The organism is Bacillus sp. sid0103 (assembly GCF_019219025.1).
In genome coordinates this window covers 281,135-296,657 of the sequence record NZ_JAHUWN010000003.1, presented here as the reverse complement: position 1 = coordinate 296,657, position 15,523 = coordinate 281,135, and the positions used below count along the sequence as shown (strand labels likewise).

The 15,523-nt window shown below is 38.2% G+C and carries 16 protein-coding genes and 1 other annotated feature; of the genes, 11 read left to right on the top strand and 5 right to left on the bottom strand.

Annotated elements, in window-relative coordinates:
* Positions 1–2: 2 nt before the first annotated feature.
* Positions 3–464: a MarR family winged helix-turn-helix transcriptional regulator gene (locus tag KW850_RS05500; protein WP_218346553.1), complete on the bottom strand. Its 462-nt coding sequence runs from the start codon at positions 462–464 to the stop codon at positions 3–5.
* A gap of 225 nt (positions 465–689) precedes the next feature.
* Here KW850_RS05500 and KW850_RS05495 point away from each other — a divergent pair, with 225 nt between their 5' ends.
* The 4 genes from KW850_RS05495 to KW850_RS05480 all read left to right on the top strand — a co-directional run bounded on the left by KW850_RS05495 (position 690) and on the right by KW850_RS05480 (position 4,601).
* Positions 690–1,652 carry an efflux RND transporter periplasmic adaptor subunit gene (locus tag KW850_RS05495; protein ID WP_218346552.1) on the top strand — a complete coding sequence of 321 codons (963 nt, stop codon included), beginning with the start codon at positions 690–692 and terminating at the stop codon, positions 1,650–1,652.
* Between the two features lie 157 nt (positions 1,653–1,809).
* On the top strand, positions 1,810–2,481 hold the full coding sequence (locus KW850_RS05490; protein WP_218346551.1) for a response regulator transcription factor: 672 nt from the start codon (positions 1,810–1,812) through the stop codon (positions 2,479–2,481).
* 8 nt (positions 2,482–2,489) lie between these two features.
* Entirely contained in the window at positions 2,490–3,752 is a 1,263-nt protein-coding gene (locus KW850_RS05485; protein ID WP_218346550.1) for a sensor histidine kinase, read from the top strand.
* Between the two features lie 315 nt (positions 3,753–4,067).
* Positions 4,068–4,601, top strand: coding sequence for a PepSY-associated TM helix domain-containing protein (locus KW850_RS05480; protein ID WP_218346549.1), 534 nt, complete (start codon positions 4,068–4,070; stop codon positions 4,599–4,601).
* A gap of 50 nt (positions 4,602–4,651) precedes the next feature.
* Here the strand turns inward: KW850_RS05480 and KW850_RS05475 are convergent, their stop codons facing one another.
* The gene (locus KW850_RS05475) at positions 4,652–5,545 is read right to left on the bottom strand and encodes a cupredoxin domain-containing protein (protein WP_218346548.1); all 894 of its coding nucleotides are present in this window, start codon (positions 5,543–5,545) and stop codon (positions 4,652–4,654) included.
* A 151-nt stretch (positions 5,546–5,696) separates the two neighbouring features.
* Positions 5,697–5,828: a hypothetical protein gene (locus KW850_RS33150; protein ID WP_256358094.1), complete on the bottom strand. Its 132-nt coding sequence runs from the start codon at positions 5,826–5,828 to the stop codon at positions 5,697–5,699.
* Between the two features lie 154 nt (positions 5,829–5,982).
* Positions 5,983–6,200: a binding site (T-box leader), on the top strand.
* A gap of 158 nt (positions 6,201–6,358) precedes the next feature.
* On the opposite strand from KW850_RS33150, the gene proS reads away from it, so the two are divergent.
* Together proS and KW850_RS05465 are read left to right on the top strand one after the other, a co-directional pair.
* Entirely contained in the window at positions 6,359–7,789 is a 1,431-nt protein-coding gene (gene proS, locus KW850_RS05470; protein WP_218346547.1) for a proline--tRNA ligase, read from the top strand.
* 313 nt (positions 7,790–8,102) lie between these two features.
* Complete coding sequence (locus tag KW850_RS05465) at positions 8,103–8,669, top strand: GNAT family N-acetyltransferase (protein WP_218346546.1); 567 nt, start codon at positions 8,103–8,105, stop codon at positions 8,667–8,669.
* A gap of 37 nt (positions 8,670–8,706) precedes the next feature.
* On the opposite strand, the gene KW850_RS05460 is transcribed toward KW850_RS05465, so the two are convergent.
* Together KW850_RS05460 and KW850_RS05455 are read right to left on the bottom strand one after the other, a co-directional pair.
* A complete protein-coding gene (locus tag KW850_RS05460) occupies positions 8,707–9,294 on the bottom strand; it encodes a YdcF family protein (RefSeq protein ID WP_218346545.1) in 588 nt (195 codons plus the stop codon).
* A gap of 203 nt (positions 9,295–9,497) precedes the next feature.
* Complete coding sequence (locus KW850_RS05455; RefSeq protein ID WP_218346544.1) at positions 9,498–10,346, bottom strand: DegV family protein; 849 nt, start codon at positions 10,344–10,346, stop codon at positions 9,498–9,500.
* A 279-nt stretch (positions 10,347–10,625) separates the two neighbouring features.
* Between KW850_RS05455 and hmpA the strand changes: the two genes are divergently transcribed.
* The 5 genes from hmpA (at position 10,626) to KW850_RS05430 (ending at position 15,469) form a co-directional block, all read left to right on the top strand.
* On the top strand, positions 10,626–11,840 hold the full coding sequence (gene hmpA / locus KW850_RS05450; RefSeq protein ID WP_218346543.1) for an NO-inducible flavohemoprotein: 1,215 nt from the start codon (positions 10,626–10,628) through the stop codon (positions 11,838–11,840).
* Positions 11,841–12,015: 175 nt separating this feature from the next.
* The gene (locus KW850_RS05445; RefSeq protein ID WP_218346542.1) at positions 12,016–12,624 is read left to right on the top strand and encodes a DedA family protein; all 609 of its coding nucleotides are present in this window, start codon (positions 12,016–12,018) and stop codon (positions 12,622–12,624) included.
* Positions 12,625–12,794: 170 nt separating this feature from the next.
* A complete protein-coding gene (locus tag KW850_RS05440) occupies positions 12,795–13,568 on the top strand; it encodes an SGNH/GDSL hydrolase family protein (RefSeq protein ID WP_218346541.1) in 774 nt (257 codons plus the stop codon).
* A gap of 13 nt (positions 13,569–13,581) precedes the next feature.
* A complete protein-coding gene (locus KW850_RS05435) occupies positions 13,582–14,496 on the top strand; it encodes an ABC transporter ATP-binding protein (protein WP_218346540.1) in 915 nt (304 codons plus the stop codon).
* Positions 14,489–15,469: an ABC transporter permease subunit gene (locus tag KW850_RS05430; RefSeq protein ID WP_218346539.1), complete on the top strand. Its 981-nt coding sequence runs from the start codon at positions 14,489–14,491 to the stop codon at positions 15,467–15,469. Before KW850_RS05435 ends, KW850_RS05430 begins: the two co-directional genes overlap by 8 nt.
* Positions 15,470–15,523 lie beyond the last annotated feature (54 nt).

Below are 15,523 nucleotides of genomic sequence, written 5' to 3'. Positions count from 1 at the left end.
ATTTATTCCCCCAGTTCATCTTTTTTCTTGTTGATTAAAATCTGTGCCAATTTTTCATAGGTATTGATAAAAGCAGTAATTTCGGATTGATCAAATTGGGTAATAATTGATTCAACAAGCAATTGAACTTTCTCTTGGCAATTCTCGTAAAGTGTGTAACCTTCATTTGTTAGTGTTAAGTAAACCACCCTGCGGTCGTTTTCATCACGCGTTCTTTCTATGAGTCCTCGGTCTGCCATCCGATTAATGATGGCAGTGATGGCACTTTTATTGACCTCAAATGCATCAGCGAGCTCTGTGGATGTACATTCCTTTGCTTGATGAATATACCTTAATATGTAATGCTGATCGTTTGTGAGATCGTCACCAATTTGCCCCTTGATTAAATATTCTGCTTTTTTGTGGACTTGAAAAGAAACGGTCACATAACGGTCGATTAACTCTTGGATGATGTTTTTATCCATGATTGATTTCACCTCATTTTTATAAAAATAGTTAAACTGTTTAACTATTCACTTGTTAAACTATAAAGTAAATAAAAATGGGTGTCAATCCATAATCATGTTCGGACAATCACTGTTTTATCAATCTTTTAAGGAAAAGTTAAGGAAAGGAGATAATAATATAGCTATTCTAAAAAAATATGCTGTCCCAGGGAGATGGAAAGGATCAAAAAAGGAGAACGTAAGATGAAAAAATGGATTATCATTTTATTCGGCTGTCTAGTCATAGGTTTTGTCGGCTATCAATGGTTTACCTCGAAATTAACAACTAAAGCTGTGTCCGCACCAGGCCGAACAGCCCTTGTACAAAAAGGAACATTGAAGGTCAATATCAGCGGTTCGGGAACAGTTCAAGCGGTAACGAGCGAAGACATTAAATCCAAGCTTAATAACAAAGAAATAGATGAAGTGTTAGTTGAGGCTGGAGAGCAAGTAAATAAAGGAGATGAATTAATCACTTTTACGGATGGAAGTGACCCTGTGACAGCTACAGCTGCTGGTGTGATTACGACTATTTCAGTTACCGCAGGTGAGCGCGTAACGAGCGGACAAGTTGTCGCCCATGTTACCAATTATAAGGACTTACAAACGGTGGTTCAAATTGATGAGCTGGATATTTCAAAAATCAAGAAAGGTCAAGCGGTAAGCGTAAAAGTTAATTCGTTCCCTGACAAAACCTTCGCGGGTAAAGTGACAGCGATTGCGGATGAGGGAACAGCTTCAAATGGTGTGTCTACATTCGGTGTCACTATACACATCAATAAACCAGATCAATTAATGGTAGGAATGAGCGCAGAAGCTAGTATTCTTACCGAAAGTAAGGAAAATGTACTATATGTACCACTTGACGCCATTTACAGTTCCAATGATCAAAAATATGTGATGGTTACTTCCACTGGATCAGGTACTGGAAATGAGCATAAAACAGTCGAAACAGGACTGGCCAATGAAGATTACGTGGAGATCACGAAGGGCGTCAAAGAAGGTGAGACTCTTCAATTGCCAAAACTAGCAAAGGCAAGTACCTCAACCAATTCAGAAGGCACGTTGCAAAGGAGCGGTTTTGGAACTGGCATCGGCGGCTTTGGTAATGCAGGCGGGATGTACAGAAATGGAAGTGGACAATTTGGCGGAAAAAATAGAAACTAAAGGGAAGTAATCTTTCTGATGACCGAGCAGGGAGAATGACTCATTTTTAGAAGCATGAGTGAAATGGAAAAAGCGATCGTAAGGATGTTGCGATCGCTTTCTTTGCTATATAATTACCGTTATAATATATTCCTTTTTATAAATAGGAGAGATAGATATGCGTATATTAGTTGTTGAGGATAATTTGTCATTATTAGATTCAATTGTTCAGCTTTTATCGGATGAGTTTGAAGTGGATCAAGCAACCAATGGAGAGGACGCCTTGTTTTTGGCGATGCAGAATATACATGATGTGATTGTGTTAGATGTCATGATTCCTGAAATCGATGGATTTGAAGTGTTACGAACGATTCGGAAGGAAGGCTTAAAAATACCAGTCCTGTTCCTTACTGCTAGAGATTCGCTCGAAGATCGGGTCCAGGGACTCGATAGCGGCGGTGATGATTATTTAGTGAAGCCGTTCCAAGCTGCAGAGTTAAAGGCCAGAATCCGTGCCTTGTTAAGAAGAAGCGGAAGCTTAACAACCAATCAAACAATTCAGTATCGCGGGATCGAATTGTTAGGAAAGGAAAGAGACATTGTTGTTGATGGCTCTCAAATAAAACTCACGGCAAAGCAATACGAACTGCTAGAATTTCTAATTCAAAATAAAGGGGCAATTCTTACAAAAGAACAAATCTATGACCGGGTATGGGGCTTTGATTCAGATACAACCATCGCAATTGTTGAGGTATTCATGCACCATCTTCGAAAAAAACTAGAACCATCAGGTTACCATACTGTTATTAAAACCATTCGTGGCGTTGGCTATATGTTAAACGAAGAATAGGAGTACAAATGTTTCGGCAGACACTTATTAAATTGACATTTCTTAATTCATTAGTATTTATCGTCCTTATTAGCATCCTTGGAACCGTCATTTATTTTTACACAGATAATAAATTATATAAAGATGTTAACCAATCACTGCTGGAATCGATTGAACATTTTCAACAGCTGCTGGCTGGACCAGGTGAAGTTCATGAGGGGAATGGGGGGCAATTTCCAAGATTTATTAGGAGAGATCCACGGATTTTAACCCTACTCTGGGATAAAAACAATCAGCTTTTATTGGAACAAAACCGAGATGCGGAGATTTTCGCAGATAATGAGAAACGGATCCGTCCAACAGAATTAAATACGTTAACGGACGTGGATGTAGAACATTTCTCGTTTAGGTATATTGCTTTTGAAGTAAATCATCCTCAGTTAGGAAAAATAACCGTTCAATTCATCCGCAATGTTAACTCGGAACAAGAATTATTGGACAGGCTATTGTTGATTATGTTAATTGGTATGGGGGTTGGAATCATTTGTGCAGTCGCTTCTGGGTATTTTTTAGCAGGAAGAGCACTTGTCCCCATAAAAAAAGCCTGGCATAAGCAAACAGAGTTTGTGTCCGATGCATCGCATGAGTTACGGACACCATTAGCGGTCATCCAAGCAAAAACGGATTTACTATTTAGAGCCCCTAATGCAACCATCCAGGAAAAAATTATTGACGTCTCAACCATTTCAAATGAATCAAGACGACTTTCTAAATTAGTGACGAACTTATTAACACTGGCGCGATCGGATTCTGATCAAATTGAAGTCAAGAAGGAAGTATTTCAACTTGACGAACTTTTGAAAGAGATTCTACAACATTACGAGGAAATTGCACTGTATCAAGATAAGTCCCTCCAATTGCTAGAAGCTGAACCTGTTAGATTTTTTGCTGATAAAGCACGTATTCATCAGTTAATCGTCATTTTATTGGACAATGCTATGAAATATACCAAAGAGGGCGGGAAAATACTGCTTTCATGTTCACAAAATCACTCTTCCATCTTTTTTAAAATAAAGGATACCGGAATCGGGATTCCTGAAAATGATATTCCAAAAATCTTTGATCGTTTCTATCAGAGTGATAAAGCAAGGACTGCTGCAGAAGGTACTGGATTAGGTCTATCGATTGCGAAATGGATTATCGAGAAACATCATGGTAAGACCAAGGTGCATAGCACCCTCGGCAAAGGAACAACAATTGAAATTATTTTTCCAAGGACCCAAAAAAATTGATTTTTGGGTTTTTTCTATGAAAGGCAATTGTTGATTTTTCCACAATGTTGATTGTATCGGAAGTCGTGAGACTCCTGCGGGAAAAGCGGGTCCCATCAGGCACGTCATGCGCCGAGGGACCCTGACCGCCCGCACGGTGCTGAGTGCCTGGAGGGGAAAACACCGGGCAGTTTAACAGAGTCTTATGAAATAGTGTCGGTTCAAGCATCTGATTCTTAAGAAAATCTTAAGGAAAGCCCTTCATAATGTGTTTGATATCAATAAATTGAACACAACACTTTACGACATGTAAAACTGAAGGGAGAATTCCTTAAAATGAAAAAAACGAGAAGGGCACATCTTTGGATTGGCTTGATAGCCTCCATTTTCATCTTTATTGAGTCCTTAACAGGCCTGCTGATGAATGAACCTTGGTTAATTGGCCAAACACAAATGGAAGGCATGCGCGGGAATTTCCAACCCGGTCAATTTAACCAAGGACAACGTTCACAAGGAATGAATGGTGGTTTTATGCAAGGAAATGAACAAAATTCTGGCCAATTTAGAGGACAAGCTAATGGTCAGAACGGAACAAACGGAAATGATCAATTTCAAGGGCAGCGTGGATTTGGAGGCAATGGAAACCTTCCTGAAGGTTTCCGCGGACAAGGGATGGGTCAAGGTTCGATTATGTCCACAATCCGTGGCCTGCATGAAGGTAGAATTGGGAATACAAATGTAAAATGGTTAATAGATTTAATTGCGGTTGCCTTGATGATTTTAACTGGCACGGGTATTTATCTTTCGATTAAAGTTCTCTCTGATGAAAATAAGCGAAAGAAACGGCAAGCAGAAAACATATTTGAATAGATTCATAATGTAAAAGCACACGAATCAATCTCGTGTGCTTTTTGATATGCTTACTCTACAATAATCGTCCCTTTAAACATTTGCATCCCGCAGCTAAATGTATATTCGCCTGTTTTATCAGGAGTGAAGGTTAGATTTGTTGTACCAGTTTTTAAGTTGACATTGTTTATATTAAAATCAGGAATCATAAAGGTGGAAATACAATTACTACTATCAAGTGGATTGTTTATTTCTAGTTCAACAGGCACCCCTTTTTTGACCCGAATCACATTAGGGGAGTATCCCTGTGTCATTACTTTCATTTTAACAAGTGGCTTGCTTTCTTGGGTTACATCAATTTCCATTTTGGGAGTCTCTAGACTAGTCGCTGTCTGTGCCGATTTAGTTTGCGTTGTTTTACTTTGGCCTGGAATTTCCACTAAATCACTGCTATACATAAATAGAAACAGCGATACCAGTACTACTCCTCCAGCAATGATTGCAAAGGGGGAGAGTTCCTGTGTATCAATCGTTACTTTATTATTGGATTCTACGAATATAAACATAATAACGAATCCGATAATTAAAATATAAAATCCTAACAAAATTCCAAGTAAAATAGTGGGGTTGATAAACTGAAGGAAGACACCAAGAATGGCTCCAATGATTCCGCCCATTAATCCAGATATAGAAGCCATTAGGATGGCCAATATCCCAACGGGGTGTCCAGCTAAAAAACCGATGACAAAACCAATAATCATACTGACTCCGACGACTAGAAATGTCTCACCAGAAATGATTCCAATGGTACTGCCAGTTAGGAGACCAGTAATAACGGCAATGACTATGCTTATCATCATCCCAGATGTGTTAGCTAGTTTATTTTTATTACGGTAAACAGAATAGATTGAATATCCGGTCCCGATGGCAACAATAATTGCCGAAATAATCGCAAATAGATTCATATTTTATCTCCTCTTATGTATAAATGATTAACACCATAAGAGTATTATAAATGCAAATATCCGATTCAAATTTGTATATTCAGTGATTTATATGAACGTTTTATGAATAATATTGAGGTAGTTAACGGATGAGTATTTTAAGGAGATTCGGCTATTCTTTATTTTCTTTATCTAAGGAATTTTTATAAATTCTTTTCATCGCTTCATTTTGCATCTTAATATATTCAAGCAAAAATTCTTTTTCTTCCTCTTCTTTTTGAAGATCATCTTTCTCTTTTTCCATGTGAACCACCCCGTTTTTTTCTGATTATTAGCATTTTAACCGATTTAACCTCTCGACGAAAGGGAGTTCGATGGCATTTTGCTCACATCAGCAAAATATTCCATAAATAAATTGACTTTTTCTATTTTGAAATATATAATTTTCAAAAAATACTATTGAAACTGTGACGGGGATTAGTAAAGTGAAGTGGTCTTACCAAGAGAGGAAACCAAAGGTGTGAGGTTTCTTAAGACGGTCATTTGAACCTGCCTCCTGAGTTCTGTATCGGATCAATTTGAAGATACATGCGGATAATGTCCGTTATCATGGAAAGAGTATAAAGCATTTTGCTTTATGAATTTAGGGTGGTACCGCCAGGCCTTGGTCCCTTTTTAGGATCAAGGCCTTTTTATGTTTCAAAAGCGGTAAGGGCCCGTATCTTTATTTTAGGCTATGTTAAAGAACATTGTTGATTTTGTAGCCAAGTGGAGCGGAAATCAACAGCCCAGTTTAACACAGCCTTATTTAAAAAAATGAATGAGGTGTCCAACATGGCAAAAGAATTTGTTAAAGATGTTACGGCGATGGACGATGATTTCGCCCAGTGGTATACAGATGTCGTTACAAAAGCTGATTTGATTGATTATTCTAGCGTTCGTGGTTCAATGATTATCCGTCCTTATGGCTATGCTTTATGGGATAATATCAAAAATGAGCTCGATCGCCGCATTAAAGAAACTGGGCATGAAAATGTTTATATGCCATTGTTTATTCCTGAAAGCTTGCTCCAAAAAGAAAAAGACCACGTTGAAGGTTTCGCACCTGAAGTGGCGTGGGTTACACATGGCGGGTCTGAACCACTTGCAGAACGTTTAGTGGTCCGTCCAACATCAGAGGTGCTTTTCTGTGAGCATTATAGCAACATTATTCATTCTTACCGTGATCTGCCAAAACTCTATAACCAATGGGCAAACGTTGTCCGTTGGGAGAAAACAACTCGTCCATTCTTACGGACATTAGAGTTTTTATGGCAGGAAGGCCATACGGCACATGCAACGGATGAAGAAGCAATGGAAGAAACCATTAAAATGCTTAATGTATATGCGGCTGTATGTGAAGAAATCCTAGCCATTCCTGTTGTAAAAGGACAAAAAACGGAAAAAGAAAAATTTGCCGGGGCAAAAGCTACTTTTACCATTGAAAGCTTAATGCATGATGGGAAAGCCTTGCAATCGGGTACGTCTCACCACTTTGGTACTGGATTTGCGGAAGCGTTTAACATTCAATACACAGATAAAGAAGGAAAGCTACAATACGTGCATCAAACATCTTGGGGCTTTACAACAAGGATTATCGGAGCCTTAATCATGGTTCACGGCGACGACCGCGGCCTAGTAATTCCACCAAAAGCAGCACCAACTCAAGTCATGATTGTGCCAATTGCACAGCATAAAGAAGGCGTTCTTGATTTTGCCTATGATTTGAAAAAGTCGCTTGGGAAAGTTGCACGTGTTGACATCGATGCCAGTGATAAAAAGCCAGGCTGGAAGTTCAATGAGTACGAAATGAAAGGTATTCCAGTCCGTCTTGAGGTTGGTCCTAAAGATATTGAAAACAAGCAAGTGGTCCTAGTAAGACGCGATACTTTAGAGAAAGTGTTCGTACCATTGGATCAATTAGAAACAAAGCTTGTCGAATTACTAGATGACATTCAAACAAATTTATATAATAAAGCACTGAATCATCGTGAAGAAAGAACATCCGTTGCTTTAACACTTGATGAGTTAAAGGAAACACTCGAAGCTAAACCAGGTTTTATTAAGGCAATGTGGTGTGGCGAGTTAGCATGTGAGGAAAAAATCAAAGAAGATACAGGGGCAACATCAAGATGTATGCCATTCGAGCAAGAAAAGGTATCAGATAAGTGTGTATGCTGTGGAAATGATGCAGACAAGATGGTTTATTGGGCAAAAGCATACTAAAAATAGCATTTCGGAGGCTCTTCCTTATTGGGAAGGGTCTTTTTTATAAAATTTGTATCCTATTGGAGGACAAAATTTATTTATGAGCGAATTATGAAGTTTAATGAGCGAATTTTTCCGTTCAATGGGCGAATTTCTTGGACTAATGAGCGAATTTTTAATCGATAGGAAAATTTTCAGTCTATCAGCGAATTTTTAGATTCAACGGGCGAAATTCCTATTCTAATTAGCTATCCTAATCCCTGCACTCCAACAGAAAAAGGAATTACAATTAAAATAGCGAATTGTTTATATTCAGAAGGAGGTCAAAATGATGAAACCAATACTATTAGAATTTCCAGATCAATTTTATACAGAAAGATTATTCATACGCATGCCGCTGCCTGGAGATGGTAAAGCTGTTTACCAAGCCATGCAGGCATCGTTACATGAACTAAAAGAATGGATGCCTTGGGCGCATCGCGAGCAAACCGAGGAAGATGTTGAAGCAAATATACGTGAGGCACATGCTAAGTTTTTAACCCGTGAGGATTTGAGGTTACATATATTTCATCGAGAAACAATGGAATTCATTGGTTCATCAGGTATGCATCGAATCAATTGGATGATCCCAAAGTTTGAGATTGGCTACTGGATTGATACGCGCTTTAGCAGGAAGGGGTATATCACGGAAGCAGCAGAGGCGATAACTAAATTTGCCTTTAACGAACTTAATGCAAAGCGGGTTGAAATTCGTTGTGACTCCAAAAATATCAAAAGCCGGGCCATTCCTGAACGATTAGGATTTACCTTAGAAGGCATTTTACAAAATGATGAAATTTCTGCAAATAGTCAAGATTTACGAGATACATGTATTTATGCAAAAATAACCCAAAATTAATGAACAAAGAGTACTGAAAGATTCAGTACTCTTTGTTTTAGTCAAAAATATATCTTTTTAGATAGAATTTTGTAATCGCCAAATACTCGCGGGAATAGGATTTTACCACAGCAATCCAAGGAGTTTCTGCTGGGAGTCCCTGCACCTCTAAGTCATTGTCACGGGCAATTGAGACCGCTCGGTAGAGATGAAATTTATTTGTAACCACTAGACCATGCTTTGCCCCCTCAGGAATAAGCCTTTTTGAAAAATTAATATTTTCATATGTATCAGTAGATTGATCTTCTAAGATAATCCGAGTCTCGCTTATTCCTTGCTTCACAAGTTCTCTTCTGATCGAGTCCGCTTCGGATATATCTTCACCTTGCCCTTTTCCTCCTGAGGCTATCACAAGTGTCTTTTTGTTTTTCTTTAAATAATCACCAGCAGCATTTATTCGACTCGCAAACGCCAAGGAAGGGACTGTTCCTTTAACCCTTGCCCCAAGAACAATCAAATAGTCTGCATTTTTAGGTACCTCTTTATGACTATATTGACTAATTTTAAATTGTAAAAAGCCAATATAAATCAACCCCAAAGTAACAAGCACTCCAATCAATATAAACACTCTTTTCCTATTTTTCATTCATTCAAATCCATTTCATGTTATTTTATTAAACCTATTATACAAAATAATAGATTAAGTTGGTGGAAAATACTAACATATTTTTGAAATGGAGTATAAGTATATATACACAAAGAAAAAAAGGACTGAGAATGAGCAGCACCCGAATTGTTAGTTTTGTCTAACAATTCGGGTGCTGTTTAGAACCGTCAGCCCTTTTTTCTTTATTCGCCAACCCACGAAAGTCCTAGCGTGCCAACCCCCGTATGCACTCCAGCAACGGTTATCAGCATCATTTTTTCAGTTTCAATATCCGGGAATGTTTCGTTGACTAATTTTTCTAGCTCAGCAGCGCGATCGATATCATTTGCATGAACAATAGCAGCTTTTTTGACACTCTTGGTTGCCAGGTCGATTTTTAAGTTATTAATCAGCCAGGCCAGTGCCTTTTTTTCGGTTCGAACCTTATCTTTTATCTTAGCGCCGCCTTCTTCAATTGCTAAAATAGGCTTTATATTAAATAATGAAGCCAAAATTGCTTGGCCGCTAGAGACTCTGCCGCTTTTTTTGAGTTGATCTAAATTGGAAGGGACTAAATATAAGCGAGTGTCCTCGCGCAGGCCATTAAGTTCCTCCACAATTTCGCTGATTTCATGTCCTTTTTCCACTAGTTCAATACCTCTTTTTAGTAAATAAGAGAGTGGGTAGGAACCTGTCATCGAGTCAATCGGAACCAATTTAAAATCAGCCATTTCCGCTGCCATCACAGAGGTTTGATATGTACCAGATAATAGACTGGAGGCATGAATTGCGATACCAAAGTCATAATGCTCCTTTAATTTTGTATAAAGTTCTACAAAATCACCGAGCGCCGGCTGTGAGGTTTGAAATTTCGAATCCTCCTGTTTCATACGCTCGTAAAACTCTTTTTGGGTAATATCTATGGTTTCCTTATAGGATGTTTGGTCAATGACAATGTTTAATGGAACTACGTGTATATCATGTTGCTCGATAAATTCTTTGCTAAGAGAAGCAGTGGTGTCAGTAATCCACGCAATTTTAGCTTTATTCATCTATCCTCTTCCTCCAATTAATATCTCCAATTTTGTTATCCTAAACGATACTAGCTGCCTATATAATTACTAGGCTCTCTTGATAACTAGCATCCACATTACAAGAATGCTAATGACGCAACAAGTTATATTTGTCATGTTAAATTGTTAACATTCTGTGACAAAAGGCCATAGTTCGAATTATTCAAATATATTAATCTGTGATTTAAATCACTTATTGATTGTGTTAAATTTCATATAATTACTATGGAAATAGTAATTATATAAGGAGTGTTATTGATGCTAGATCAACAAACCATTAATATCATCAAATCTACTGTACCTGTATTAGAAAAACACGGGGAAGCAATCACTACTCGATTTTACCAATTGATGTTCGGAAACCATCCTGAATTATTAAATATCTTTAATCATGCCAACCAAAAACAAGGAAGACAGCAAAAAGCATTGGCTGGAACGGTTTATGCCGCAGCTATGTACATTGATAATCTGGGTGCGATTCTTCCGGTGGTAAAACAAATTGCCCAAAAGCACAGAAGCCTTGGAATTTTGCCTGAACATTATCCGATTGTTGGGAAACACCTGTTACTAGCGATTAAGGATGTGCTCGGTGATGCGGCAACGGACGAAATTATCAATGCATGGGAAGAAGCGTATAATGTCATTGCCGATGTTTTTATCAGTGTTGAGGCAGAATTATATGATGAAACGGAAAATCAACAAGGCGGTTGGAGTGGCTTCCGCAACTTTATAGTTGACCGCAAAGTAGTTGAAAGTGACGTGATTACCTCGTTTTACTTAAAGCCTGAAGATAAAAAAGCAATTGCTCATTTTACACCTGGTCAATATATAAGTATCAAATTAGAAATAGCTGGTGAAAAGTTCACCCATATTCGTCAATACAGCCTTTCAGATGCTCCAGGTAAAGATTATTACCGAATCAGTGTGAAACGTGAGGCTGGCACGGAAAATCCAGACGGTATGGTGTCTAATTTTTTACATGATAATGTGAATCAAGGAGATATTCTAAAAGTTAGTGCACCTGCAGGGGACTTTGTTTTAGATACGGAAAAAAATACTCCTGTCGTGTTACTAAGTGGCGGGGTTGGTTTGACACCGATGATGAGTATGTTAAAAACAATTGCTGAAGTCAAGCCAGAACGAAAGGTAACATTTATCCATGCGGCTGCGAATGGGAATGTACATGCTCTAAGAGAGGAAGTAGATGAAGTAACTATACTTGAAAACGTAAATTCATATTTCTTCTATGATTCACCTACAGAAGAGGATCGAGTGAATAATCGCTTTGATGTTGAAGGCTATGTAACACGAGATTGGTTAAAGGAAAAAATCGATACCAAGGATGCAGATTTTTATTTCTGTGGACCTGTACCATTCATGAAAGCTATTAATCGTTCCTTAAAGGAACTAGATGTAAAAGCAGACAGAATTCACTTTGAATTTTTTGGCCCGATGGGGAACCTAGAAGAATAGCATAGAAATAAGCCGATTTCTTAGAAATCGGCTTATTTTTTATACCAATGTGCACCCTTTTTTTCATTAAATTCCATCGAAATCTTCTAAAACAATACTAGTTTAGATAAGAATGGATAAAATATCTGTATGGTTTACTGCCATTTATTCTAAAAAGGGAAAGGGGCTATCATCATTGCATATCTTAACCGCCATCATGAACGAGTATGGATACCTTGTCCTTTTTCTTTCGATTGCGCTAGGAATATTGGCACTTCCAATCCCGATGGAAGCTATGTTGGCATATGCGGGTTTTTTATCTTTTATTGAACAACTCAATTGGTTCGGAAGTATTATTGCTTCAGCTGCAGGAAGTACTTTAGGTATGTTGCTTTCTTATTGGGTTGGATGCAGGCTTGGTATTCATTTTTTTGAAAAGCATGGTAAGCGGCTGCATTTAGAGCCAACTCGATTACATGCGATTTCTAACTGGATAAGAAGATATGGAAATAAACTGTTAATCATTTCATTGTTTATCCCAGTATTTAGACATTTTATTGGCTATTTATCCGGAATTACTCGAGTTCCAATAAAGGTTTACACCCTATATACAGGTATTGGGTCGACCCTTTGGGTTTCAAGTTTTATTTTTTTAGGGAAAATCCTCGGACCTCAATGGGAAACTTTTTTTGAAGTCATGAAGCGATACTTAATTCTTACTAGTATTATCCTGTTCATCCTTATAGGAGTAATCTATTTGATTAAGAAATTAAGGAATGTTGTAATGGAAACGGGGACCAAATAAAGTAACAAAAAACAAAGGAATCCTCGTGCAGATTCCTTTGTTTTTATTATGTATGTTAACAATTATCGACACTTTAGAAATTTTCAGCAAATATAAGTTTTGAAAGTTTGATTCATTTCTTAACTATGATTAAATGAAATTGAGAAAGGGCCAGAAAGGATGTTATTTTCATGAATAAGAATGTCATACGGTCGATCACGGGCATAGCTGTATTGTTTTGCCTTCTCTGGCTAATCGGGCTTGGGTGGGCAGTCGGTGAGTATTATGCTGGTAAACCAGAAAAAGTTCCGGAAGTAAAGACCGTTTCCAAGGTGGAAAATAAAAAAGGGTTAACAATTGTGGCCCTAGGTGATTCCTTGACTCGCGGTACTGGGGATGAGACTGGAAAGGGTTATGTCGGTGTCTTGGTTGATGAAATGAAGAAAAAAACAAACCGTCCTGTCCAACTGACAAACCTTGGCATTAATGGTCAACGATCAGATTCTCTAAGGAAGCAAGTTCAAGAAACCGAAGTTGGGCGCCAAATTCAAAAAGCAGATATAGTGCTGGTGACGATTGGCGGCAATGACTTGTTCCGCAGTGGACAAGGATTGATCGATTTTGAAAAACAAGACATTGCATCCATTGAAAAGAAATACCTAAACAATTTAAAATTTGTGTTTGAACAAATACGGAAAAACAATCGCAACGCCAATGTATTTTTCATTGGTTTGTATAATCCCTTCATTGAACTTGAGCAAGGAAAAGAAATGTCCAAGGTGGTCCGCCACTGGAATTACGATAGTGCTGAAGTCAGTGCATCTTTTCCAAAAATTGTTTTTGTGCCAACTTTCGACTTGTTTGAGTTAAAGGTAAATGATTACCTCTATTCAGACAAGTTTCATCCCAATTCAAAAGGGTATCGTTTAATTGCCGAACGGGTAGCCTCATTGCTCACCTGGTAAGGAGTGGAAATCAATGGAGAAAAAAATTACGCTGGCAGTCAAAGATTTAAAAAAGGTAATTGGTAAAAAGGAAATTATTAAGGGATTAACGTTCGATTTACGAGAGGGGGAAGTATTTGGTTTTCTAGGACCGAATGGTGCCGGAAAAACAACAACAATCCGCATGCTCGTTGGATTAATCAAACCAACATCCGGCAGTATTCTTATTTGTGGCTCTAATATTGATGGGAATTTCCAGGAGGCGATGAACAACCTCGGATGTATTGTCGAAAATCCAGAATTATATCCATATCTTTCAGGCTATAATAATCTCCTCCATTTTTCGAGAATGCTTGAGGGTATCGGAGAAGAACGAATCAAAGAAGTCACTGATCTTGTAGGCCTTACGGAAAGAATTCATGATAAAGTAAAAACCTATTCCTTAGGGATGCGGCAGCGTCTCGGTATTGCTCAGGCATTGTTGGGAAAACCAAAGGTGTTGATTCTTGATGAACCAACGAATGGGTTGGACCCTGCTGGAATTCGTGAAATGCGTCAATTTATTCGCTATCTTGCAGAGGAAGAGGGTTTAAGTGTCTTAGTTTCGAGCCATCTATTAAGTGAAATTCAACTTTTATGTGATAGAGTCGCGATCATTTCCAAAGGGACGATTATACGAACGGATACGGTCAAACAATTGCTTTCAAATCGCGAACGCGTGATTTGGCATATGTACCCACTTGAACGGGGAAGGGAAGTATTACAATCCTTAACCAAAATCGAAGAATCCGAGGATGGCACGATCGTGACTGAATTTAATGAACAAAAGATACCTCAATGGAATAAACAGCTTGTCGAAGCAGGTGTTTCAGTAACGGAAATGAATCGCAAAATGCCAGTACTGGAAGATTTATTCCTCGAATTAACGGGGGGTGACACGATTGAATAAATTGATTCAGAATGAAATGATGAAGCTGATTGCCAAGAAACGGCTCATCGTTATTGCCATCATTATTGGCGTTCTTGTCATGTTATTTACATATGCACAATATAAACAAGTTCAAACACAACGTGAAAAATTAGGAACCAGTGATTGGCGAACCATATTACAGCAGCAGATTGTCGATACGACGAATCGCTTAAGCAGCAGTCGAATGACTGATGAATGGAAAAAACAGCTGCAAATCTCGTTACAGCAGCAGCAATATTATCTGAATCATGATATCAATCCGTCTGAACCTGGGGCACCAACGTTTATGAGAATCTTCTTGGAGAATTCGATTGACCTGTTTATTCCATTAATGGTCATGGTAATAGCTAGCGATTTGGTGTCATCTGAACATAGCTTAGGATCGATTAAGCTGCTTTTGACGAGGCCCGTCAAAAGGTGGAAGGTACTCCTGAGTAAATACTATACCTTGTGTTTAGCCATTTCCTTAATCATCGCAATCGCTGGGATTCTTTCCTATTTAATTTCTGGGCTCGTTTTTGGTTACAAGGGATGGGGAGCACCAATCTTAACTGGATTTAACGTGACAGAAACAGGATTAAATACCTCAGAAGTTAAACTAATAAGTCAGTGGAAATTTTTATTAATGGATTTTGGTCTAGTCTGGTTTGTGTCAATTGTTGTCGGTACCCTCTCCTTTATGCTGTCTGTGTTAATACGTAGTACTGCAGCAGGTATGGGTGTGATGCTTGCCTCTTTAATCTCAGGAGCGATTTTAACAAACATGGTATCCTCATGGGAATCCGCGAAGTATTTTTTTATGGTCAATTTACGGCTAACGGATTATATGAAAGGAACCGCACCGCCAATTGAAGGGATGAATCTTTCATTCTCCATATTAGTCCTCTTTGTTTGGTGGGCTGTAGCTTTATTCGTTTCCTTTTTTGTATTTACTAGAAGAGATGTTTATTAATAAGAAGGTTATTTCCGAATTGAACGGAAATAGCCTTTTAAATTAAGGTATGCT